This is a genomic window from Planctomonas psychrotolerans (genome assembly GCF_008642235.1).
GTDB classification, from domain to species: Bacteria; Actinomycetota; Actinomycetes; order Actinomycetales; family Microbacteriaceae; genus Planctomonas; species Planctomonas psychrotolerans.
The window spans coordinates 239,084-260,774 of the sequence record NZ_SJEV01000002.1 but is presented as its reverse complement, the minus strand read 5'-3'; the positions used below and the strand labels follow the sequence as shown (position 1 = coordinate 260,774).

Below are 21,691 nucleotides of genomic sequence, written 5' to 3'. Positions count from 1 at the left end.
TGATGCGGCGGCGCCTGCTAGCGCAGCGCGCTCACGAGCGTGACCGCGCCGCCCTCAGGATCGGTGAGGTGCAGGCGCAGCACCGGCCGACCGTGATCGGCGAGCACGCTCGCGTCGCCGGTGGCCTGTGCGGCGATGAGCTGACCGAAGGTGAACGGACGGTCCGGCACCTCGAGGTCGCCCGACGGCTCGGTCGTGAGCTGCAGGAACACTCCGACGGCGGGCCCGCCCTTGTGGTACTGCCCGGTGGAGTGCAGGAAGCGAGGTCCCCACCCGAAGGTGACCGGCCGTTTGGCCCGCTGCGCGAGGAGGTCGCGGAGCTCGGCGAGCTGGGGCAGCGCGACGCGGTCCGCATAGGCCTGCACCGACACGTACCCGTTCTCCGGTAGAGCCGCGAGCAGGGCGTCGACGGCGCCGGTGAGCGTGGTCGCGTTCGCGACGACAGAATCCGTTCCGCGCACCTCGATGTCGTCCGCGGTGAACGCGGGTTCGGTCGGCTCGGGTCGCGCGTCGAGGAGGCCTCGGGCGGCGACCTTGGCCGACTCGACGTCGGGCTGGTCGAACGGGTTGATGCCGAGGAGGCGGCCCGCGACGGCGATGGCGTACTCCCAGGTCAGCATCTGAGCACCCAGGGTGCCGCTGACCAGGATGTCGCCCTCGTGCCCGCTGCCGGCGGCGTCCGCGTCCTCGACGAGGCGCACCACCTGCAGGTCGGGGAGGTCGAGCGTGAGCTCCGGTGCATCCACGTCGAGCACGACGGGAAGCAGGCCGGTGCCGTTCTTCCCGGTGGACTCGGCGATGAGCTGCTCGGCCCAGTCCGGGAAGCCGAGAATGTGCGTTCCACTCGCGACGAGGGCGAGCTTGTCGCGGAGCGGCGAGGTGCCGGCGATCGCGGCTCCCAGGATGAGGCCGGGGTTCTCCTCGGAGTCGGACGCGAGGAGGTCCTGCACGACCTCGGCCTCGTCGAGGAGCTGCTGGATGTCCACGCCGGCGAGCCCGGACGGCACGAGACCGAAGGCGGTGAGCGCGGAGAACCGTCCACCGACGTTCGGGTCGGCGGTGAAGAACCGATAGCCGAGGTCGCGCGCGAGCTCCTCGAACGGGGAGCCGGGGTCGGTCACCACGATGATGCGCTCGCGCGGGTCGATGCCCGCGTCGCGGAAGGCCTGCTCGTACACCCGACGCTGGCTGTCGGTCTCGACCGTCGATCCGGACTTGGACGACACGACGAGCACCGTCGACGCCAGGCGATCCGCGAGTGCCGCGGAGACCTGGCCGGGGTCGGTGGAGTCGAGCACCGTGAGGTCGACGTCGGCGGTGCGGGTGATCACCTCGGGCGCGAGGGAGGATCCGCCCATCCCGCCGAGCACGACGTGGTCGATGCCCTTGGCACGCAATTCGTCGCGCAGGGCGACGATCTCCGGCACGAGGGGCGCCGAGACCGTGACCGACTCGGTCCAACCGAGTCGCTTCGCGGACTCCTCCTCGGCGTCCGGCCCCCACAGGGTGGCATCGAACGACGCGATGCCGGACGCGACCTTGTCGGCGATCAGGGTGGGGAGGACGCGGGATACCGCGTCCTCCGCGTCGCCGCTCACGCGGACGCGCACGCTCACTTGGCGCCGTCCAGAGCCGCCTTGACCGTTTCGAGGAGTTCGTTCCAGGACACGACGAACTTCTCGACGCCCTCCTTCTCGAGCAGCTCGGTCACCTCGCGGTAGGAGATGCCCTGCGCGGCGATCGCGTCGAGCACCTCGTTCGCCTCGGCGTAGGAACCGCTCACGCGGTCGCCCTCGATCTCGCCGTGGTCGAAGGTGGCCTCGAGGGTCTTCTCCGGCATGGTGTTGACCGTGTCGGCGACCGCGAGTTCGGTCACGTACAGGGTGTCGGGGAGCGACGGGTCCTTGACGCCGGTGGACGCCCAGAGCGGTCGCTGCTTGTTCGCGCCGGAGTCGAGCAGGAGCTTCGCCCGCTCGCTCTCGAAGGACTGCGTGAAGACCTCGTAGGCGAGGCGGGCGTTCGCGAGGCCGGCCTTGCTCTTCAGGGCGAGAGCCTCGTCGGTTCCGATGGCCGTCAGGCGCTTGTCGATCTCGGCGTCGACCCGGGAGACGAAGAACGAGGCGACGGAGTGGATGGTCGACAGGTCGATACCCGCCTCCTTCGCCTTCTCGAGTCCGGAGAGGTAGGCGTTGATGACCTCGCGGTACCGCTCGAGGCTGAAGATGAGGGTGACGTTCACGCTCGTGCCCACGGCGATCGCCGCGGTGATGGCTTCGAGGCCGGCGAGGGTCGCCGGGATCTTGATCATCACGTTGGGCTTCTCGATGCGCTCCCACAGCTTCTTCGCCTCGGCGATGGTGGCGTCCGCATCGTGCGCGGCGGTGGGGGAGACCTCGATGGAGACGCGTCCGTCGAAGCCGTTGGTCGCGTCGTAGAGGGGACGGAAGATGTCGGCGGCGTGGCCGACGTCGGCGGTGGTGATCTCGAACACGGCGCGGTCCACGTCGGCGCCGTCGGCGGCGAGCTCACGAACCTGCTGGTCGTACGCCTCGCCGTTCGACAGGGCGCTGGCGAAGATCGTGGGGTTCGTGGTGACGCCGACCACGTTCTTCTCGTCGATGAGCTTCTGCAGCCCGCCCGACTGGATGCGCTCGCGCGACAGGTCGTCGAGCCAGATGCTGACGCCGAGGTCGGACAGCTGTGCGGTGGGGGTGTTGTTCGTCATTGTTCTGTTGTCTCCTTGTGGGAATCGCTCGGGGATGGTCGTTCCGTGCGGTGCGACTACACCGCGGCGATCGAATCCTTTGCCGCCTGCGTCACGGCCTCGGTGGTGAGGCCGAACTCGCTGTAGAGACGCTCGTACTCGGCCGACGCACCGAAGTGCTCGATCGACACGTTACGTCCGGCGTCGCCGACGTAGGGGTACCAGGTGAGGGCGATGCCGGCCTCGACCGAGACCCGTGCGCGGACCGCGGCGGGCAGCACCGACTCGCGGTACTCGACGCTCTGCTCGTCGAACCACTCGAGGCTCGGAGCGCTGACGACGCGGGCGTTGATGCCCTCGTCACGCAGTGCTGCGCGGGCCTCGATGGCGATCTGCACCTCGGAACCGGTCGCGATCAGGATGACGTCGGGAGTGCCGTTCGGCGCCTCGGCGAGCACGTAGGCGCCCTTCGAGACGTTCTTCGCCGACGCCAGGGTGTCGCCGGACGCGTCGCCGTCGCCGCGCTCGAACACGGGCAGGTTCTGGCGCGAGAGCGCGATGCCCGCCGGTCCGCGCCGACGGCCGAGAACGGCCAGCCAGGCGTAGGCGGTCTCGTTGGCGTCGGCCGGGCGTACCACGTCGAGGCCCGGGATGGCCCGGAGTGCCGCGAGGTGCTCGACCGGCTGGTGCGTGGGGCCGTCGGCGCCGAGGGCGACCGAGTCGTGCGTCCACACGAAGATCGACGGCGCCTGCATGAGCGCGGCGAGACGCACGGCCGGGCGCATGTAGTCGCTGAAGATGAGGAAGGTGCCGCCGAAGGGACGCGTGTTGCCGTGCAGCACGATGCCGTTCAGGATCGCGGCCATCGCGTGCTCGCGGATGCCGAAGTGCAGCACGCGGCCGCGCTCGTTGCCGGTCCAGGCTCCCGTGGAGCGCTCCGCGGGAACGAAGGAGTCGGCCGATTCGATGGTCGTGTTGTTCGACTCGGCGAGGTCGGCGGAGCCGCCCCAGAGCTCGGGGATGAGGTCGGCGATGGCGTTCAGCACCTTGCCGCTCGCGGCACGGGTGGAGACGTCCTTGCCCGCGGGGAACACGGGAAGGGCGTCCTCGAGTCCGTCGGGCAGGTCGCCGGCGAGCACCCGGTCGAGCAGTGCCTTCTTGTCGGGGTTGGCCGAAGCCCACGCCTCGAACTTCTCGTTCCACTCGGCGTGCTGCGCCTGACCGCGGGTCACCGCCTCACGGGTGTGGGCGAGCACGTCCTCGTCGACCTGGAAGGTGCGCTCGGGGTCGAAGCCGACGACCTCCTTGACGGCGGCCAGCTCCTCGGCACCCAGCGCGGACCCGTGGATCTTGCCGGTGTTCTGCTTCTTGGGGCTGGGCCACCCGATGATGGTCTTCAGCACGATGAGCGAGGGCTTGCCGGTCTCGGCCTTCGCGGCCTCGACGGCGTCGTGCAGCTCCTGCACGTCCTCCACGTAGTCGCCGGTCTTCTTCCAGTCGACCGTCTGCACGTGCCAGTTGAGTGCTTCGTAGCGCTTGGCGACGTCCTCGGTGAACGCGATGTCGGTGTCGTCCTCGATCGAGATCTGGTTCGCGTCGTAGATGACGACGAGGTTGCCGAGTTCCTGGTGGCCGGCGAGGGAGGACGCCTCGTTGGTGATTCCCTCCTGCATGTCGCCGTCACTGGCGATCACGTAGACGAAGTGGTCGAAGGGGCTCTCGCCGGGTGCGGTGTCCGGGTCGAACAGTCCCCGCTCGAAGCGGGAAGCGTAGGCGAACCCGACGGAGGAGGCGAGGCCCTGGCCGAGCGGCCCGGTGGTGATCTCGACGCCGTCGGTGTGGCCGTACTCGGGGTGTCCGGGGGTCTTCGAACCCCACGTGCGGTACTGCTGCAGGTCCTCGATCTCGAGGCCGTAGCCACCGAGGAAGAACTGGGTGTACTGCGTCAGCGAGCTGTGCCCGGCCGACAGGATGAACCGGTCGCGGCCGAGCCACGTCGCGTCGGACGGGTCGCGTCGCATGACCTTCTGGAACAGCAGGTACGCAGCGGGAGCGAGGCTCATGGCCGTGCCGGGGTGTCCGTTCCCTACCTTCTCCACAGCATCAGCGGCGAGGATCCTCGCCGTGTCCACTGCCCGGTTGTCGATGGAATCCCATTGCAAAGCTGCCACTGGTGAATGCCCTTCCGAAGATGCAAAATCAGGCCCAGTCGGACCTCGACCAGTATAGGGAACGGCGCAAGCGGGGGCGCGGGGTTGCCGACATCACGCGTCATGGGTACGTGACAGCCGGGCTCGGACCGCGTCCGAGCCGCGTCCCAGCCGGTCGGGATCGCTCGGACGGGGGCGACGCCGGTACCCGACCGGGCATGACCTAGACTGGGGTTCCCGGAAGAGTTTCGTTAGTGCGAGGTGCGGTGTCTGTTCGAGCTGGAGTGGACGTAGCATCCACCCGAGGCCACGTCGACCGGGAACGGTCGACCGTCTCGCGCAAGGCGAAGGCCTATCTCGCCCTCACCAAGCCTCGCGTGATCGAGTTGCTGCTGGTCACGACGGCGCCGGTCATGATCCTCGCCCAGGGCGGCATCCCGAACCTCTGGCTCGTGCTCGCAACGCTGATCGGCGGATCGCTGAGCGCCGGATCGGCGGGCGCCTTCAACTGCTACATCGACCGCGACATCGATCGCGTTATGAAGCGCACGCAGGGTCGACCGTTGGTCACCGGCGAGTTGAGCGACCGGGAGGCCCTCGTCTTCGCGTGGGTCATCGGGGTGGCGTCCGTGCTGTGGCTGGGCGTCTTCACGAATTGGCTCGCCGCCGGGCTCTCCGTCGTCGCCGTTCTCTTCTACGTGTTCGTCTACACGCTTTGGTTGAAGCGCCGCACGCCGCAGAACATCATCTGGGGCGGTGCCGCCGGATGCATGCCGGTGCTGATCGGCTGGGCCGCGGTGACCGGCTCGCTCAGCTGGACGCCGGTCATCCTGTTCATGATCGTGTTCCTCTGGACCCCGCCGCACTACTGGCCCCTGTCGATGAAGTACCGGGACGACTACCAGTCGGTGAACGTGCCCATGCTCGCCGTGGTGCGGGGCCGGGCTCAGGTCGGGCTGCAGACCATCCTCTACGCCTGGGCCACGGTCGCCTGCTCGCTCCTTCTCGTGCCGGTCGCCGAGATGGGCCTCCTCTACACGGTCACGGCCCTCGCCGCCGGCGGCTGGTTCGTCTACGAGACGCACCGTCTGTACGGCGCGGCGATCCGTCACGAGCAGGTGCGGCCCATGCGGGTGTTCCACGCGTCGATCAGTTACCTGTCGCTGCTCTTCCTCGCCATCGGTGTCGACCCGCTCCTCCCGTTCTAGCCGGTCACGGGCGCTGCCCCTGACGAAGCGACGCTCCTACGGTCGCTGAGCTTGTCGAAGCGGCGTGAGGTGCGTTGCGTCCCTTCGACGAGCTCAGGGACCTTGGGGGTGAGTCCCGCCGTCGGCTTGCCTTGGGAGGAGCGGCGCGTCGAGTCCGTAAGTGCACGGTCGCTGAGCCTGTCGAAGCGGCGTGAGGTGCGTTACGTCCCTTCGACAAGCTCAGGGACCGTGGTGGTGCGTCCCGCCGTCGGCTCGCCTCAAGAGGAGCGGCGCGTCGGGTTCGCAAGTGCACGGTCGCTGAGCCTGTCGAAGCGATGTGAGGCGCGTCGTGTCCCTTCGACAAGCTCAGGGGCTGTCGGGTGCGTCGCGGCCCTCCGACGGGCTCAGGGATCGAGAGGGCCCTAGTCGGCGATGGATGCCTCGGGCTGGCGCTCGACGACCAGTCCCTCGGCGGCGGGGGAGCCGCGCAGGCTCAGCAGCACGGCCGTCATCGCCGAGGTGAGCACGCAGGCGAGCACCATGTGGGTGCCGACGAGGATGCCGGGAAGACCCAGGCGCGCCTGAGCGAGGCCTACAACGATCTGCAGGGCGAGTACGACAAGCAGCAGTCCGGTGTACCGCACCGTCCGGGGGAGCCGCTCCCGCCGCGCGCTCAGGTACAGGGCGATCGTCAGCACGAGGAGCGCGTAGGCCGGCCAGCTGTGCACGTGCTGCAGGAACTCGGAGTCCAACCCGTTCCGCGCCGCACCGCTATCGCCGGCGTGCGGACCGGAACCGGTGGTGACGATGCCGACGAGGATCGTGACCGAAGCGAAGACCGCCGTCGTCAGGGTCAGCCCGCGCACCCACCGAGGCGCCAGGTTCGCTCGGGGCTCCCGTGGGTTGCAGGCCCGCCAGACCAGCACCGTGGACAGCGCGACGAGCACCACGGACACCACGAAGTGCAGCCCCACGACATACGGGTTCAGCTGGGTGCGCACCGAGATGCCGCCGATGATCGCCTGAGCCGGGATGCCGAGCCCGATGGCGAGCGCCAACGAGAACAGACCGTAGCCGCGATTGCGGAGCCGCAGCACGGCGAAGAAGGTGAGGATCGCCACGATCACCAGCAGGAACGTGAGGAGGCGGTTGCCGAACTCGATCACCCCGTGAATGCCCATCTCGGGCGTGTTCACGAACGAGTCGGCCGTGCAGCGCGGCCAGGTCGGGCAGCCGAGCCCCGATCCGGTGAGTCGGACCGCGCCTCCGGTGCCCACGATGAGCGTCTGCACCGCGAGAGTCGTCCAAGCGAGAGCGCGCACGCGCCGGTTCGCGTCGATCGGCAGGCGGTCGTGGATGCGTCGCCACACGAGGGCGAGTTGCCCGAGGAAGCCGCCACTGGGAGAACGCCCGGTATCGACGCTGTTGGACACGCGGTGCCTTTCGATCGAGGGGGATCTGACATAGAATTGGGCGGTTCACGAACACAGCCCAGCCGAATCTCGGCGCGTCATCGTCGACAGCGGGAAGATCCGTCACCCGCCAGGTGTCAGTCTAAGAAGTGTTCGTCATCGTTGAGTGAACGTCCACTCGGATTCCGCAGCCCCGCGTCTCATCCTGAGATCAGGCTGTGCATGAGCACCAAGCCCGCAAACTGGGAACAACCATAAGACGCTAATCGTTGAGATGGTGAGGAAAGAGGTACACATGTCAGATGTCCTGATCGACCGCCCCGAACTCGAAAGCCTCGGCCAGTACGAATTCGGCTGGTCCGACTCGGACGTCGCGGGCGCCTCCGCCCGCCGCGGCATATCCCCCGAGGTCGTCGCCGACATCTCCCAGCTCAAGAACGAGCCGGAGTGGATGCTGAAGAACCGGCTCAAGGGCTACCAGCTGTTCGGCAAGAAGCCGATGCCCACGTGGGGTGCCGACCTCTCCGGGATCGACTTCGAGAACATCAAGTACTTCGTTCGCTCGACGGAGAAGCAGGCGCAGACCTGGGAAGACCTCCCCGACGACATCAAGAACACCTACGAGCGACTCGGCATCCCCGAGGCCGAGCGCCAGCGCCTTGTGTCCGGTGTGGCCGCGCAGTACGAGTCCGAGGTGGTGTTCCACTCGATCCAGAAGGATCTCGAGGAACAGGGTGTCATCTTCATGGACACCGACACCGCGCTTCGCGAGCACCCCGAGTTCTTCACCGAGTACTTCGGCACCGTCATCCCGGCCGGCGACAACAAGTTCGCCGCGCTGAACACGGCCGTATGGTCGGGCGGATCGTTCGTCTACGTGCCGAAGGGCGTGCACGTCGAGATCCCACTGCAGGCGTACTTCCGTATCAACACCGAGAACATGGGCCAGTTCGAGCGCACGCTGATCATCGCCGATGAGGGCAGCTACGTTCACTACATCGAGGGCTGCACCGCGCCGATCTACAAGTCGGACTCCCTCCACTCCGCCGTGGTCGAGATCATCGTGAAGAAGAACGCTCGCGTTCGCTACACGACGATCCAGAACTGGTCGAACAACGTCTACAACCTGGTCACGAAGCGGGCGATCGCGCACGAGGGCGCGACCATGGAGTGGATCGACGGCAACATCGGTTCCAAGGTGACGATGAAGTACCCGTCCATCTACCTCATGGGCGAGCACGCGAAGGGCGAGACCCTGTCCGTAGCCTTCGCCGGCCCGGGACAGCACCAGGACGCCGGCGCCAAGATGGTGCACATGGCGCCGTACACGCAGTCGTCGATCGTCTCCAAGTCGATCGCCCGCGGCGGTGGCCGTGCCGGATACCGCGGTGAGATCCGGGTGGACGCCAACGCGCACCACTCCGCGAACACCGTGCGCTGCGACGCTCTTCTCGTCGACACCATCTCCCGCTCCGACACCTACCCGGCCATCGACATCCGGGTGGACGACGTGCAGCTCGGGCACGAGGCGACCGTCTCCCGCGTGAGCGAGGAGCAGCTGTTCTACCTCATGTCCCGAGGGATGCCCGAGGACGAGGCCATGGCCATGATCGTGCGCGGCTTCATCGAGCCCATCGCCCGCGAGCTTCCCATGGAGTACGCGCTCGAACTCAACAAGCTCATCGAGATGGGCATGGAAGGCAGCGTCGGTTGACCTCCCTTCCCCCGACGAAAGGATCTGTCGCCTAGATGACGACACCCATCGCCACCAACACCACTCAGTCGATCGACACCGTTTCCCCCGACGCAGCCCCCGCTCAGCACGGCGCCAAGGCGCACACTGACGGCGGCTGGTCGGGTGTACCGGTGCAGACCCGCTCGGCACGTTTCGCGTCCGCCGACGTCGCCGACTTCGGTCCGGTCACCGGACGCGAGATCGTGTGGAAGTACACGCCCGTCGCGCGCCTCGGTCATCTCATCGACGGCGACCTCGACGGCTCGTCCTACGACGTGGGTTTCCCCGCCGTCGACGACGTCTCGGTCGAGTGGGTGCCGCGCACCGATTCCCGGATCGGTTCCGCTGGTCTGCCGGAGGAGCGGGCGTCGGCCAACGCGTGGAGCTCGTTCGACGAGGCGCTCGCCGTGACGATCACGGGCGAGGATGAGAAGCAGGTCGTCGTGGCCCGGTCCTCCCTCGGCGAGACGGCCCGGGCCGCTCACACGGTGATCACGGCGGCGCCGTTCAGTCGCGCCCTCGTGATCCTGGAGAACGCCGGCTCGGCGAACCTCACCGAGAACATCGAGTTCGTCATCGGCGACTCCGCCGACATCACCGTCGTGAGCCTCCAGGAGTGGGCGGACGACGCCATTCACCTGGCCAGCCACTTCGCCGTCGTGGGCCGGGACGCCCGCTTCAAGCACGTGGTGGTCACGCTGGGTGGCGACATCGTGCGCGTCAACCCGTCGGTGCACCTCGCGAACGAGGGAGGGGACGCGGAACTCCTCGGCCTCTACTTCGCCGACTCCGGTCAGCACCTCGAGCAGCAGGTGTACGTCGATCATGACGCCCCGCACACCAAGAGCCGCGTCAACTACAAGGGCGCGCTGCAGGGCGTCAAGGCCCGCACCGTCTGGATCGGCGACGTGCTCATCCGGCACAGCGCCCCCGGCACCGACAGCTACGAGCAGAATCGCAACCTCGTGCTCACCGAGGGCACGCGCGCCGATTCGGTGCCGAACCTCGAGATCGAGACCGGGGACATCCTCGGTGCCGGTCACGCCAGCGCGACCGGGCGCTTCGATGACGAGCAGTTGTTCTACCTGCAGGCCCGCGGCATCCCCGAGCAGGAGGCGCGGCGACTCGTCGTGCGCGGCTTCCTGATCGAGATCGTGCAGAAGATCGGCTCCGCCGAACTGCAGGAGCACCTCGCTGTCCGCATCGAGGAGGAACTCCTCCGCAGCGCCACGGTGTCGGGTGCCGCGCCGCTTGCTTCGGCCACGGAAGGGGCTTCCGCATGACCGCCGTCCGCATCCTCCCCGAGGTCGAGCTCGAGCCCAACCAGGCCTTCAAGATCACGATCGACGGGGTCGACATCGCCCTCGTCAAGGACTCCGCCGGCGTGTGCCACGCCATCGGGGACACCTGCACCCACGGCGACATCTCCCTCTCCGAGGGATTCGTCGAGGACGAATCACTGGAGTGCTGGGCGCACGGGTCGAAGTTCGACCTGAACACCGGCAAGCCCCTGACGCTGCCGGCCTACGAGCCCGTGCCCGTCTACCCCGTGACAATCGTCGATGGTGACATTTACATCGACCCCACCCCCATCAGCTAGGACGAACATGTCAGTACTAGAGATTTCCGACCTGCACGTCAGCGTCGAGACCGACCAGGGCACCAAGCAGATCCTGCGCGGCGTCGACCTCACCATCAACGAGGGCGAGATCCACGCGATCATGGGCCCGAACGGGTCGGGCAAGTCGACCCTGGCCTACACGATCGCCGGTCACCCGAAGTACCACGTCGAAGGCGGATCGGTGAAGCTCGACGGCGAAGAGGTGCTCACCATGAGCGTCGACGAGCGCGCCCGCGCCGGTCTCTTCCTCGCCATGCAGTACCCGGTGGAGATCCCCGGCGTCACCGTGTCGAACTTCCTCCGCACCGCGAAGACCGCGCTCGACGGCGAGGCCCCCGCCATCCGCGGCTGGATTAAGGATGTGCGCGAGTCGATGACCCGCCTGCGCATGGACCCGACGTTCGCCGAGCGCAACGTGAACGAGGGCTTCTCCGGTGGCGAGAAGAAGCGCAACGAGATCCTGCAGCTCGAGCTTCTGAAGCCGAAATTCGCGGTGCTCGACGAGACCGACTCGGGTCTCGACGTCGACGCGCTCAAGATCGTCTCCGAGGGCGTCAACCGCGCCAAGGAAAACACCGGCCTCGGGTTGCTGCTCATCACCCACTACACCCGCATCCTCCGCTACATCCGTCCCGACTTCGTGCACGTCTTCGTCGCGGGCCGGGTGGCCGAGCAGGGCGGGCACGAACTGGCCGACCGGCTCGAGGACGAGGGTTACGACCGCTTCCTCGCCGGCGCGCCCCTCAGTTAGGACCGACGACATGGTATCGACCCTCGCACCCGACCGGTTCGACGAGATCTCCGAGGCGCTGAAGGATGTCGTCGACCCGGAGCTCGGCATCAACATCGTCGATCTCGGGCTCATCTACGACCTCGGCTGGGACGACGAGCACGACGCCCTCGTGGTGAGCATGACGCTGACCAGCGCCGGGTGCCCGCTCACCGACGTGATCGAGGAGCAGACCGCCGAGGCGCTCGACGGTCACGTGGAGGCGTTCCGCATCAACTGGGTGTGGATGCCGCCGTGGGGACCCGACAAGATCACCGAAGACGGTCGCGACATGATGCGCGCGCTCGGTTTCTCGATCTGACGAACACGCAGCGAGAAGGGCCGGTCGACGATGTCGACCGGCCCTTCTCTGTGCTATACGGTCCCTGAGCTTCGTCGAAAAGATGCGCGTCGTCCCTTCCACAGGCTCAGGGACCGTGGGGCGTCGTAGAGACGTCGCCCGGCTACTCGCCCTTGCGGGCGTCGAGGGCGCGGACGCCCTTCCAGGCCAAGGGGAGCGCGGCCGCCGCGATCAGCCACTTGGCGATCCCGCCGATGATGAACGGGTAGACGCCGAACGCGAGCACCGTGCCGAGGTCGTTGGCCACGCCGAGGTTGCCGAGCACGATGGCCATGTACGGCAGACCGAAGGCGAACGGCACGAGGCTCGCGAGGAAGAACCCGGCGAGGGCGGGAAGGGCCTTCCGGTCCCAGTTGCGCTCGGCGAGCCAGCCGATGAGGGCCGCGGCGAAGACGAAGCCGATGATGAAGCCGAAGCTCGGCTTCAGCACTGCGAGCGGACCGCCGGTGAAGCCAGCGAAGATCGGCAGGCCGATCACGCCCAGCACGAGGTACAGTCCCAGCGACATCGCGCCGCGCTTGGCGCCGAGCGACGCGCCGACGAGCATCACCGCGAGCGTCTGGCCGGTGATGGGTACCGGCCACATCGGCACCTCCACCTGGGCGAGGCCCGCGGTGAGCGCGGCGCCAGCGACCACCAGGGTCACGTCGGTGGTGACGCTCCGGGACAGGATTCGATCGGCCAGTACGGTGGGCGAACCGAGGGCTGCGGCGGTTGTCATGCGCTATCTCCTAGAATAGGGAGGTTGATCGGAGGGATTCCGATTCGATACGTCGGGCTATGTAGCCGAACTCATCCTATGGGCCGCCCCTTCCTTCGCTTGTTGTGGACACCCGACCAAGGAAAAGGACTTTCACTGTGCTCGCTGTTTCCGACCTGGAGCTCCGCGTGGGGGCGCGCCTCCTCATGGACGGGGTCACCTTCCGGGTGAGCCCCGGTGACAAGATCGGCCTCGTCGGCCGTAACGGCGCCGGAAAGACCACCCTGACGAAGGTGCTGTCCGGGGAGCTCCCGCCCACCGGTGGTCGCATCGAACGCTCCGGCGAGATCGGCTACCTCCCTCAGGATCCCCGGTCCGGCAACCCCGAGGATCTCGCGCGCACCCGCATCCTGGACGCCCGCGGGCTCGGCAGCATCGGCATCAAGATGCAGCAGGCGATGCTCGACATGGCCTCGACCGACTCGAAGGTCAGCGACGCCGCCATGAAGACGTACGGGCGGCTGGAGGAACGCTTCTCCGCGCTCGGCGGATATGCGGCGGAGGCGGAGGCGGCGTCGATCGCCAGCAATCTCAGCCTGCCGGACCGCATCCTCGACCAGCCGCTCAGCACCCTCTCCGGCGGTCAGCGCCGACGCATCGAGCTGGCCCGCATCCTCTTCTCGGGTGCCGACACGATGCTGCTGGACGAGCCCACCAACCACCTCGACGCCGACTCGATCGTGTGGTTGCGGGAGTTCCTGCGCAACTACCAGGGCGGGCTGATCGTGATCAGCCACGACATCGAGATCGTCGGGGAGACCGTGAACCGGGTCTTCTACCTCGACGCGAACCGCACCGTGATCGACATCTACAACATGGACTGGAAGAACTACCTGCGTCAGCGGGCGTCCGACGAGGAGCGGCGCAAGAAGGAACGCGCGAACACGGAGAAGAAGGCGTCGGTGCTGCAGATGCAGGCGGCGAAGTTCGGCGCCAAGGCGTCCAAGGCCGCCGCCGCGCACCAGATGGTGCGGCGGGCCGAGAAGATGCTGTCCGGACTGGACGACGTGCGCACGGTGGACCGGGTGGCGAAGCTGCGCTTCCCGGAGCCGGCACCGTGCGGTCGCACGCCGCTCATGGCGAGCGACCTCAGCAAGAACTACGGGTCACTCGAGATCTTCACGGCGGTGGACCTGGCGATCGACCGCGGCTCGAAGGTCGTCATCCTCGGCTTCAACGGTGCGGGCAAGACGACGCTGCTGCGCATCCTCGCCGGCGTGGACCAGCCCGACACCGGCCAACTCGAGCCGGGTCACGGCCTGCGGATCGGCTACTACGCGCAGGAGCACGAGACCCTCGACGTGAAGCGGTCGGTGTTGCAGAACATGGTCTCGGCGTCGCCGAACATCACCGAGACCGAGGCGCGGCGCGTGCTCGGCTCGTTCCTGTTCACCGGCGACGACTCGTCGAAGCCCGCGGGCGTGCTGTCCGGTGGGGAGAAGACCCGTCTCGCCCTCGCGATGATCGTCGTGTCCGGCGCCAACGTGCTGCTGCTCGACGAGCCCACCAACAACCTCGACCCTGCGAGCCGCGAAGAGATTCTCGACGCCCTCGCGAACTACTCCGGCGCCGTGGTGCTCGTGAGCCACGACGAGGGCGCCGTGGAGGCCCTGAACCCCGAGCGCGTGCTGCTCATGCCCGACGGCACCGAGGACCACTGGAACCCGGACTACTTCGACCTCATCACGCTCGAGTAGCGCGTCGCCCGACCCTGCGCCATCCGGTCCCTCAGCCGCACACGGTTCCCCAACCATACGGTCCCTGAGCCTGTCGAAGGGACGTGGGTGAAGTTGCGTCCCTTCGACAAGCTCAGGGACCGTGTGGGACGACCTGCGAGAGGCGCTAGCGGTCCGCGAGGATGCGGTCCTCGATCTCCGCGTCGTCCGGCGCACGCGCGGCCCGCTTGCGCTCGCGCTTGCGTGCCCGCTCCTGCTCCTCCGGCTCGTCGGCGTTGCGGATGCGGTACTCGTTGCGGATCGCGTAGCCGAGACCGAGGAAGCCGAGGATGCCGAACACGATCCACTGGAACGCATAGGAGAGGTGCGACCCCTCGTCCTCGGCCGGGCGCAGCGCGGCGAGCGGGCGCGTGTCGGGCGCCGGGTCCTCTGACACCAGCAGACCGTATGCTTCGCTGTACAGAGGCGCGTCGAGGGTCTCGGCGATCTTCGGAAGGTGCACCGTGGCGATCTGGCCGTCGGGCGCGAGCCGCCCGGGCAGCACCGGCTCGCCGGGCTTCAGTCGCACCACCACGTCCACCTCGCCGACGGGCGGTGCGGGCACGTCGTCAGGATAATCCTGCTCGTTACCGACCGGCAGCCAGCCTCGGTCGACCACGAACACGCTGCCGTCGTCGAGCTGCAGGGGAGTCAGAACCTCGAACCCGGGCCGCCCGTTGAACGGCCGGTTGCGAGCGAGCACCTGCTCGTCCGTGAGGTAACTGCCGCGAAGTTCGACCGGCGTCCACTTCTGATCGTCGTCGAACGAGTCGACGGTCGGCAGCACCTGCTCCAGGGGAACAGGCTCGCGGTCCCAGTTCTCCGTCACCTTGCGGATCTCCGCCAGCGCCTGCTCCCGGCGGTCGAACTGCCAGTTGCTGAGCAGTCCGCACGCCACGGCGAACAGGACCGTCACCGCCAGATACGCCGCCCAGCGCAGATTGACGACGAAGCGCCAGCCCTTCACGGCAGCGGCTCCGTCGCGGTCGGTGCATCGGCACCCACAACCCGCAGCGGGAACTCCCGCGCGCCGAGGAACTCCCGCAGGTAGTCGACGTGGTCGTCGCACGCGAGCCACGCCTTCACCCGGTCGGGCGAGTGCAGGCGCGGATTGCGCCACTCGATGCGGAAATCAGCCTTCGTGCGGCAGCCGGCACGCGAGCAGGTGAGGTCGCCCGCCGTCGTACCGGGGATCACGCCGCAGAGCCGGAGGACGACCTCGGGTCGGTGCCGCCGGTGTCCCGCGCCGGCATGGCCTGGGTCGGAACCGGCTGAGCCCGCACCGCCACCACGCCACCGGGCCGCTCGACGTGGCCCGCGGGTCGCGCGCCCACGTTCGCGAGCACGACGGCGAGGTAGGGGAGCGCGATCGCCCCTACGGCGACGACGAACAACCACCAGCCCTGAACGAAGAGCAGGAGCACGATGCACACCATACGGATGCTCATGGCCAAGGTGTACTTGAGCATGCGCGCCCGGCGGTCATCGGCCGGAGCCATGGGCAGGGAGGTAATTGACGAATTTTTCACTGGGACACCGTCTTGCAGGGGGTCGGATGCCCTGCTCCGTATAAGCCTACGACTAGGCTTGTACTCGCTTTATCAGCCGGCTCACATGACGAGTGCGCCGAGGGAGAACGGAACGCATGACGACCACACGGACCGTTCTCATCACCGGTGGGAACCGCGGCATCGGCTACGCCATCGCCGAGGCATTCATCGCCTCGGGCCACCGCGTGGCGGTGACCGCGCGATCGGGCGAGGGACCGGCCGGCAGTCTCACCGTGCGCGCCGACGTGACCGACTCCGAGTCCGTCGACCGGGCATTCAGCGAGGTCGAGGCGGAACTCGGACCGGTCGAGGTGCTCATCGCCAATGCGGGCATCACCCGCGACACGCTGCTCATGCGCATGACGGAGGACGACTTCACCTCGGTCGTGGACACGAACCTCGGTGGAGCGTTCCGGGTGGTCAAGCGCGCGTCGAAGGGCATGCTGAAGGCCCGCTTCGGCCGCATCGTGCTCATCTCCAGCGTGGTGGGCCTGTACGGCTCCGCCGGTCAGGTGAACTACGCTGCATCGAAGAGCGCGCTGGTAGGCCTCGCCCGCTCGGTCACCCGGGAGCTCGGCGCGCGCGGCATCACGGCCAACGTCGTAGCGCCGGGGTTCATCGAGACCGACATGACGGCGGAACTGTCGGAGGCGGTCACGGCCGAATACCGCAAGGCCATTCCCGCGGGTCGGTACGGCACCGCGAGCGAGGTGGCGGAAGTGGTCGAGTGGATAGCGGGGGATTCCGCCGCATACATCTCCGGTGCTGTCATCCCGGTCGACGGTGGGCTCGGAATGGGACATTGAGCGTGGCGTTCCGTGTTGCCGAAGGCTGACCGCGCGTCGGACACTGAACTACTGAGCGCCTGGGACATCGGCCCGCACTCCCTCGAACGGCTCGGCGCGACCCAGAATCACGCCTACCGCGTCGACGCGGCGGATGGTCGCCGCTACCTCCTGCGCATCCATGTCTCGCATCGCCTGTCCGCCGAGATCGACGCTGAACTCGCCTGGCTCGAACTGCTGACGGCGTTCGGTGAGGTCGCGGTGCCAGGGCCCGTGCGTCCCCGGGGCGGGGGCTGGACCGCGGACACCGAGGAGAACGGGGTGCGGCGCAGCATGTCGTTGCTGCGCTGGATCGACGGCACGATGTTGAGCGCTCTGCCCCCGACCGCCGACGTGCAGCCCTTCGCCCGAGCGCTCGCGGCGCTGCACCGCCGGGGCTCCGACCCGGATGCGGCCGGGCTCGGCCGGTCGCGGCGCGCCTACGACATGGACTACGTGCGTCGCCGCCTCGCGGTGCTCGAGCGTTCCTGTCCGGAGGAGCTCGCCCGGGGAAGCACACGCCAGGATCTGTCGAACGGTGCATCGGCGCTGGAGGCCGCGCTCCGCGAATCCGGGGACGCCATCATGGTGCACGGCGACTATCACCCCGGCAACCTCATTCTGGGGAACGGCCGAGCAGCGGTGATCGACTTCGACCGCTGCGGCCTCGGCCCCGCCGCGATGGACGTGGCGTCGGCCATCCTCTACCTGTTGCCGCGCCAGCGCATCCGCTTCCACGAGGCCTATGCCGACGCCGGCGGCCCCGCGCGGGTGGAAAAGGCGACCTTCGGCACGTTCCTGTTCCTCGCGTACCTCGACAACGTGGCGCACCTGTCGAAGGTGGCGGGGGAGCGTGCGACCATGGCGGGGAACGTCGCGCAGCTTGCGGCGTTCGCCCGGGCGCTGTAACAAATCCGTCCGTCGAGGCCCTCCGGCGATGCGGTCGTCGAGCCGGTCAGCCGCTGAGGCCGACGAGCGCGAGGACCGACCCGAGGTCCCGCCGGTCGACGATGACATCGGCCTGCGCCCGCACCAGCGGCTTGGCGTCGAACGCCACGGACAGACCGCCCGCGTCCATCATCGCGAGATCGTTGGCACCGTCACCGACGACCACCACCCGCGCATGCGGCACCGAGTGCTCCGCCGCCCACTCGACGAGCGCCTCGCGCTTCGCCGCGGCGTCGATGATCGGTCCCACGAGACTACCGGTCAGCACGCCGTCCACGACCTCCAGCCGGTTGGCGCGCCAGTGGTCGAGGTCGAGGTCCGCGGCGATCGGGTCGAGCAGTTCGTGGAACCCGCCGGAGACGACCGCGACCACGCACCCGGCCGTGTGTGCCTCGGCGACGAGGCGTCGCGCGCCGCGCGTGAGCTCGATCTTCGCCGACACCTCCGCGAAGACGGAGACCGGGAGATCCTTCAGCGTGCCCACCCGCGCGCGCAGGCTCGCCTCGAAGTCGAGGGCACCGGCCATGGCCAAGTCGGTCAGGCGCGCGACTTCGTCGAGGCTGCCCGCCGCCTCGGCGAGCAGCTCGACGGCCTCGTTCTCGATCAGTGTCGAGTCGACATCGAGGAGGATGAGGAATGGCGCTTCGGCACGGGGTGTCATGGCGCCGCTAATCATGGAACGACGCGTACTCCCTTACCCACGACGGTGATGCCGCTGTCGGTCACCGTATATCCCCGAGCGCGGTCGCGTTCGTGATCGATGCCGATGTTCGCACCCGCCTCGACCACGACATCCTTGTCGAGGATGGCGCGCGAAACCACGGCGTTCGGCCCGATGTGCGCCTTGTCGAAGATGATCGAATCGACGACCCGGGCACCCGACTGGATGACGGCCCACGGCCCGAGCACGCTCCGCTCGATGTGCGCTCCGGAGATGAGCGAGCCGAGGGAGACGATCGAGTCGTTCATGGTGCCGTTGTTGCCGTGCGCGTCGCGCACGAACTTCGCCGGCGGGGAGTTGAGCGCCTGACTGAAGATCGGCCAGTCCTGGTTGTACAGGTTGAACACCGGCAACGCCGCGATCAGGTCCTGGTGGGCGTCGAAGAACGAGTCGATCGTTCCCACGTCGCGCCAGTAGTAGCGGTCACGATCCGTGGCGCCGGGCACCTCGTTGCGGTTGAGGTCGTACACCGCCGCGTTCCCCTGCGACACGAACCACGGCACGATGTCGCCGCCCATGTCGTGGTTGGAGTCGGCCAGTTCACCGTCGCGGATGACCGCGTCGATGAGCTGGTCGGCGTTGAAGACGTAGTTGCCCATCGACGCGAGCACCTCGTTCGGCGAGTCGTCGAGCCCCTGCGGGTTCTTCGGCTTCTCGAGGAACTCGCGAATCTTGGTGGGATTCGACGGCTCGACGTCGATGACGCCGAACTGATCGGCGAGGGAGATCGGCTGCCGGATCGCGGCCACCGTTACGCCGAGGCCGGAGGCGATGTGCGCCTCGATCATCTGACTGAAGTCCATGCGGTACACGTGATCGGCGCCGACCACGACGACGATGTCGGGCTTCTCGTCGCGGATGAGATTGAGGCTCTGCAGGATGGCGTCGGCCGACCCGCTGAACCACCGCTTGCCCAGACGCTGCTGCGCGGGTACGGATGCGATGTACGCGTTCAGCATCCCGGAGAGCCGCCAGGTCTGCGACACGTGGCGGTCGAGCGAGTGCGACTTGTACTGGGTGAGCACCACGACCTGGCGAAGACCCGAGTTGATGAGGTTGGACAGCGCGAAGTCGATGAGGCGGTACTGGCCACCGAATGGCACTCCGGGCTTGGCCCGGTCGGCGGTCAACGGCATGAGCCGCTTGCCCTCACCGCCCGCGAGGACGATTGCGAAGATCTTCTTTGATGCCATGCGACCCAGCGTAGAGGGAAACGAAGCACGTGTACTAGCGTTCGTACCGTGCGAGTAGATCTGATCACCAAGGAGTATCCGCCGGAGGTTTACGGCGGTGCCGGCGTCCACGTCACCGAGCTCGTCCGCGCACTGCGCCGCGACACGGAGGTCGTCGTCCGCGCTTTCGGAAAGCCGCGGGACGAGCCCGGCACCTTCTCCTACGCCGTGCCGGCGCAGCTCGAGGGGGCGAACGGCAGCCTCTCCACGCTCGGCGTCGATCTGCAGATCGCCGAGGACGCCCGCGGTGCCGACCTCGTGCACTCCCACACCTGGTATGCGAACGGTGCGGGGCACCTCGCGCAGATGCTGCACGGCATCCCGCACGTCGTGACCGCGCACAGCCTCGAGCCCCTGCGCCCCTGGAAGGCCGAGCAGCTCGGCGGCGGGTACCGTATCTCCAGCTGGATCGAACGCAACGCCTTCGCCGACGCCGACGCCATCATCGCCGTGAGCGACGGGATGCGCCGCGACATCCTGCGCTCCTACCCGTTCCTCGACGAGAGCCGGGTGACGACCGTGTACAACGGCATCGACCTGGAGCGGTGGAAGCCGCTCCACGACGAGGCCCTCGTGCGATCGCTCGGCATCGACCCGAACCGCCCATCCGTCGTGTTCGTCGGACGAATCACCCGCCAGAAGGGCCTGCCGTACCTGTTGCGCGCCGCGGCGATGCTCCCCAAGGACGTCCAGCTCGTGCTCGCGGCCGGCGCCCCGGACACCCCGGGCATCCTGGCCGAGGTCACCGCGCTCGTGCGCGAGCTGCAGGAGCAGCGGGACGGCGTGGTGTGGCTCGATCGCCTCCTCAGTTTGGAGGAGCTCTCCGGCGCACTCAGCGCGGCGACCGTGTTCGTCTGCCCGTCGGTGTACGAGCCGCTCGGAATCGTGAACCTCGAGGCGATGGCGTGCGGCGCGGCCGTGGTCGGCACCGCGACGGGCGGCATTCCGGAGGTCATCGACGACGGTGTGACCGGTCGACTGGTTCCCATCGACCAGGCCACCGACGGCACCGGTACTCCGCTCGACCCGGAGAAGTTCGTGGCCGATCTCGCCCGCACACTGACCGAGGTCGTGGCCGACCCCGACAGCGCGCGAAGGATGGGCGAGGCAGGGCGTAAACGAGCCGAGACGCAGTTCAGCTGGACCACGATCGCGGAGCAGACGCGCGGGATCTACGCGGCGCTCACCGGCTGATCGCTCCCGGTAGGCTCGCAGCATGACCACCGTGCTTGAACTGACCGATGTCTCCCTCGTCCGAAACGGCACCAGGATCCTCGACTCGGTCAGTTGGACGGTGGACAGCGACGACCGCTGGGTCATCCTCGGACCGAACGGTGCCGGTAAGACGAGTCTCCTGCAGGTGGCCGCCGCCTTCCTCCACCCCTCGAGCGGGACCGCCCGCGTGCTCGACGACACGCTCGGGCGGGTCGACGTGTTCGAGCTTCGACCCCGAATCGGCTTCGCGTCCACCGCGATGGCGCGGCGCATCCCGCCGCAGGAGAAGGTGCTCGACGTCGTCATGACGGCGGCGTACTCGGTGACGGGTCGCTGGAACGAGGACTACGAGGGCTACGACCTCGAGCGCGCCCGTGAGGTGCTGGGCGACTGGAAGCTCGACCACCTGGAGTCCCGCCGATTCGGCGACCTGAGCGACGGCGAGCAGAAGCGGGTGCAGATCGCACGGTCGGTCATGACCGATCCCGAGCTGCTCCTGCTCGATGAGCCGGCTGCGAGCCTCGACCTCGGCGCGCGCGAGGAACTCCTCGGGCTGTTGGGCGGGTACGCCAGCGCACCGGAGGCACCCGGCATCGTCATGGTCACCCATCACGTGGAGGAGATCCCGGTGGGCTTCACTCACGCGCTGCTCCTGGCCAACGGTGGCGTCGCGGCCGCCGGTCCCATCGACGAGGTGCTGGTGTCGGACACGCTCTCGGACGTGTTCGGTCTGCGCCTCGATGTGCAGAACTCGGACGGGCGTTTCCTCGCCCGGGCAGCGTAGCGG

The 21,691-nt window shown here is 68.0% G+C and carries 21 protein-coding genes; 11 read left to right on the top strand and 10 right to left on the bottom strand.

Translation table 11 applies throughout. The features are described 5' to 3' along the window. Window positions 1–17: 17 nt before the first annotated feature. The 3 genes from EY822_RS14510 to tkt are packed head-to-tail and all read right to left on the bottom strand — an operon-like array spanning window position 18 to window position 4,875. Window positions 18–1,616, bottom strand: coding sequence for a glucose-6-phosphate isomerase (locus EY822_RS14510; protein ID WP_150309165.1), 1,599 nt, complete (start codon window positions 1,614–1,616; stop codon window positions 18–20). Continuing rightward, window positions 1,613–2,725, bottom strand: a complete 1,113-nt coding sequence (gene tal / locus EY822_RS14505; RefSeq protein WP_150309164.1) for a transaldolase — start codon at window positions 2,723–2,725, stop codon at window positions 1,613–1,615. Before tal ends, EY822_RS14510 begins: the two co-directional genes overlap by 4 nt. A gap of 56 nt (window positions 2,726–2,781) precedes the next feature. Further along, on the bottom strand, window positions 2,782–4,875 hold the full coding sequence (gene tkt / locus EY822_RS14500) for a transketolase (protein WP_150309163.1): 2,094 nt from the start codon (window positions 4,873–4,875) through the stop codon (window positions 2,782–2,784). 263 nt (window positions 4,876–5,138) lie between these two features. Here tkt and EY822_RS14495 point away from each other — a divergent pair, with 263 nt between their 5' ends. Beyond that, window positions 5,139–6,062, top strand: coding sequence for a heme o synthase (locus EY822_RS14495; protein WP_150309162.1), 924 nt, complete (start codon window positions 5,139–5,141; stop codon window positions 6,060–6,062). Window positions 6,063–6,463: 401 nt separating this feature from the next. Here EY822_RS14495 and EY822_RS14490 read toward each other — a convergent pair whose 3' ends face one another. Further along, entirely contained in the window at window positions 6,464–7,474 is a 1,011-nt protein-coding gene (locus EY822_RS14490) for a COX15/CtaA family protein (RefSeq protein ID WP_150309161.1), read from the bottom strand. Window positions 7,475–7,748: 274 nt separating this feature from the next. On the opposite strand from EY822_RS14490, the gene sufB reads away from it, so the two are divergent. The 5 genes from sufB to EY822_RS14465 are packed head-to-tail and all read left to right on the top strand — an operon-like array spanning window position 7,749 to window position 11,900. Continuing rightward, a complete protein-coding gene (gene sufB / locus EY822_RS14485; RefSeq protein ID WP_150309160.1) occupies window positions 7,749–9,167 on the top strand; it encodes a Fe-S cluster assembly protein SufB in 1,419 nt (472 codons plus the stop codon). A gap of 35 nt (window positions 9,168–9,202) precedes the next feature. Continuing rightward, window positions 9,203–10,471, top strand: coding sequence for a Fe-S cluster assembly protein SufD (gene sufD, locus EY822_RS14480; RefSeq protein WP_150309159.1), 1,269 nt, complete (start codon window positions 9,203–9,205; stop codon window positions 10,469–10,471). Beyond that, complete coding sequence (locus tag EY822_RS14475; protein WP_150309158.1) at window positions 10,468–10,788, top strand: non-heme iron oxygenase ferredoxin subunit; 321 nt, start codon at window positions 10,468–10,470, stop codon at window positions 10,786–10,788. The genes sufD and EY822_RS14475 overlap by 4 nt, the downstream gene beginning before the upstream one ends. Window positions 10,789–10,795: 7 nt before the next feature. After that, complete coding sequence (gene sufC, locus EY822_RS14470; RefSeq protein ID WP_150309157.1) at window positions 10,796–11,560, top strand: Fe-S cluster assembly ATPase SufC; 765 nt, start codon at window positions 10,796–10,798, stop codon at window positions 11,558–11,560. 10 nt (window positions 11,561–11,570) lie between these two features. Continuing rightward, a complete protein-coding gene (locus EY822_RS14465) occupies window positions 11,571–11,900 on the top strand; it encodes a metal-sulfur cluster assembly factor (RefSeq protein WP_150309156.1) in 330 nt (109 codons plus the stop codon). A 142-nt stretch (window positions 11,901–12,042) separates the two neighbouring features. Here the strand turns inward: EY822_RS14465 and EY822_RS14460 are convergent, their stop codons facing one another. Further along, window positions 12,043–12,660 carry a biotin transporter BioY gene (locus EY822_RS14460; RefSeq protein WP_150309155.1) on the bottom strand — a complete coding sequence of 206 codons (618 nt, stop codon included), beginning with the start codon at window positions 12,658–12,660 and terminating at the stop codon, window positions 12,043–12,045. A 137-nt stretch (window positions 12,661–12,797) separates the two neighbouring features. Here EY822_RS14460 and EY822_RS14455 point away from each other — a divergent pair, with 137 nt between their 5' ends. Beyond that, complete coding sequence (locus EY822_RS14455) at window positions 12,798–14,396, top strand: ABC-F family ATP-binding cassette domain-containing protein (protein ID WP_150309154.1); 1,599 nt, start codon at window positions 12,798–12,800, stop codon at window positions 14,394–14,396. A gap of 145 nt (window positions 14,397–14,541) precedes the next feature. Here EY822_RS14455 and EY822_RS14450 read toward each other — a convergent pair whose 3' ends face one another. The 3 genes from EY822_RS14450 to EY822_RS14440 are packed head-to-tail and all read right to left on the bottom strand — an operon-like array spanning window position 14,542 to window position 15,943. Then, complete coding sequence (locus EY822_RS14450) at window positions 14,542–15,381, bottom strand: SURF1 family cytochrome oxidase biogenesis protein (protein WP_150309153.1); 840 nt, start codon at window positions 15,379–15,381, stop codon at window positions 14,542–14,544. Then, a complete protein-coding gene (locus EY822_RS14445; RefSeq protein ID WP_150309152.1) occupies window positions 15,378–15,611 on the bottom strand; it encodes a hypothetical protein in 234 nt (77 codons plus the stop codon). The genes EY822_RS14450 and EY822_RS14445 overlap by 4 nt, the downstream gene beginning before the upstream one ends. Then, complete coding sequence (locus tag EY822_RS14440) at window positions 15,608–15,943, bottom strand: DUF3099 domain-containing protein (RefSeq protein WP_264674013.1); 336 nt, start codon at window positions 15,941–15,943, stop codon at window positions 15,608–15,610. Before EY822_RS14440 ends, EY822_RS14445 begins: the two co-directional genes overlap by 4 nt. Before the next feature lie 116 nt (window positions 15,944–16,059). Between EY822_RS14440 and fabG the strand changes: the two genes are divergently transcribed. Together fabG and EY822_RS14430 are read left to right on the top strand one after the other, a co-directional pair. Beyond that, window positions 16,060–16,770 (top strand): 3-oxoacyl-ACP reductase FabG, encoded by a 711-nt coding sequence (gene fabG, locus EY822_RS14435; protein ID WP_150309150.1) that lies wholly within the window; start codon window positions 16,060–16,062, stop codon window positions 16,768–16,770. 12 nt (window positions 16,771–16,782) lie between these two features. Next, window positions 16,783–17,697: a phosphotransferase enzyme family protein gene (locus tag EY822_RS14430; RefSeq protein WP_227497374.1), complete on the top strand. Its 915-nt coding sequence runs from the start codon at window positions 16,783–16,785 to the stop codon at window positions 17,695–17,697. Between the two features lie 46 nt (window positions 17,698–17,743). Here EY822_RS14430 and serB read toward each other — a convergent pair whose 3' ends face one another. Both serB and EY822_RS14420 read right to left on the bottom strand, forming a co-directional pair. Continuing rightward, window positions 17,744–18,397 carry a phosphoserine phosphatase SerB gene (serB, locus tag EY822_RS14425; protein ID WP_150309308.1) on the bottom strand — a complete coding sequence of 218 codons (654 nt, stop codon included), beginning with the start codon at window positions 18,395–18,397 and terminating at the stop codon, window positions 17,744–17,746. Between the two features lie 11 nt (window positions 18,398–18,408). Further along, the gene (locus tag EY822_RS14420; RefSeq protein WP_150309149.1) at window positions 18,409–19,650 is read right to left on the bottom strand and encodes a glucose-1-phosphate adenylyltransferase; all 1,242 of its coding nucleotides are present in this window, start codon (window positions 19,648–19,650) and stop codon (window positions 18,409–18,411) included. A 48-nt stretch (window positions 19,651–19,698) separates the two neighbouring features. On the opposite strand from EY822_RS14420, the gene glgA reads away from it, so the two are divergent. Both glgA and EY822_RS14410 read left to right on the top strand, forming a co-directional pair. Then, on the top strand, window positions 19,699–20,883 hold the full coding sequence (gene glgA / locus EY822_RS14415; protein WP_150309148.1) for a glycogen synthase: 1,185 nt from the start codon (window positions 19,699–19,701) through the stop codon (window positions 20,881–20,883). Between the two features lie 22 nt (window positions 20,884–20,905). Next, window positions 20,906–21,688: an ABC transporter ATP-binding protein gene (locus EY822_RS14410; protein WP_150309147.1), complete on the top strand. Its 783-nt coding sequence runs from the start codon at window positions 20,906–20,908 to the stop codon at window positions 21,686–21,688. Window positions 21,689–21,691: the final 3 nt, after the last annotated feature.

Coding starts and splice junctions, on each gene's coding strand:
- tal (WP_150309164.1), bottom strand. CDS start 2,725: ATGACGAACAACACCCCCACCGCACAGCTGTCCGACCTCGGCGTCAGC.
- sufB (WP_150309160.1), top strand. CDS start 7,749: ATGTCAGATGTCCTGATCGACCGCCCCGAACTCGAAAGCCTCGGCCAG.
- sufD (WP_150309159.1), top strand. CDS start 9,203: ATGACGACACCCATCGCCACCAACACCACTCAGTCGATCGACACCGTT.
- EY822_RS14475 (WP_150309158.1), top strand. CDS start 10,468: ATGACCGCCGTCCGCATCCTCCCCGAGGTCGAGCTCGAGCCCAACCAG.
- sufC (WP_150309157.1), top strand. CDS start 10,796: ATGTCAGTACTAGAGATTTCCGACCTGCACGTCAGCGTCGAGACCGAC.
- EY822_RS14465 (WP_150309156.1), top strand. CDS start 11,571: ATGGTATCGACCCTCGCACCCGACCGGTTCGACGAGATCTCCGAGGCG.
- EY822_RS14460 (WP_150309155.1), bottom strand. CDS start 12,660: ATGACAACCGCCGCAGCCCTCGGTTCGCCCACCGTACTGGCCGATCGA.
- fabG (WP_150309150.1), top strand. CDS start 16,060: ATGACGACCACACGGACCGTTCTCATCACCGGTGGGAACCGCGGCATC.
- serB (WP_150309308.1), bottom strand. CDS start 18,397: ATGACACCCCGTGCCGAAGCGCCATTCCTCATCCTCCTCGATGTCGAC.
- EY822_RS14420 (WP_150309149.1), bottom strand. CDS start 19,650: ATGGCATCAAAGAAGATCTTCGCAATCGTCCTCGCGGGCGGTGAGGGC.
- EY822_RS14410 (WP_150309147.1), top strand. CDS start 20,906: ATGACCACCGTGCTTGAACTGACCGATGTCTCCCTCGTCCGAAACGGC.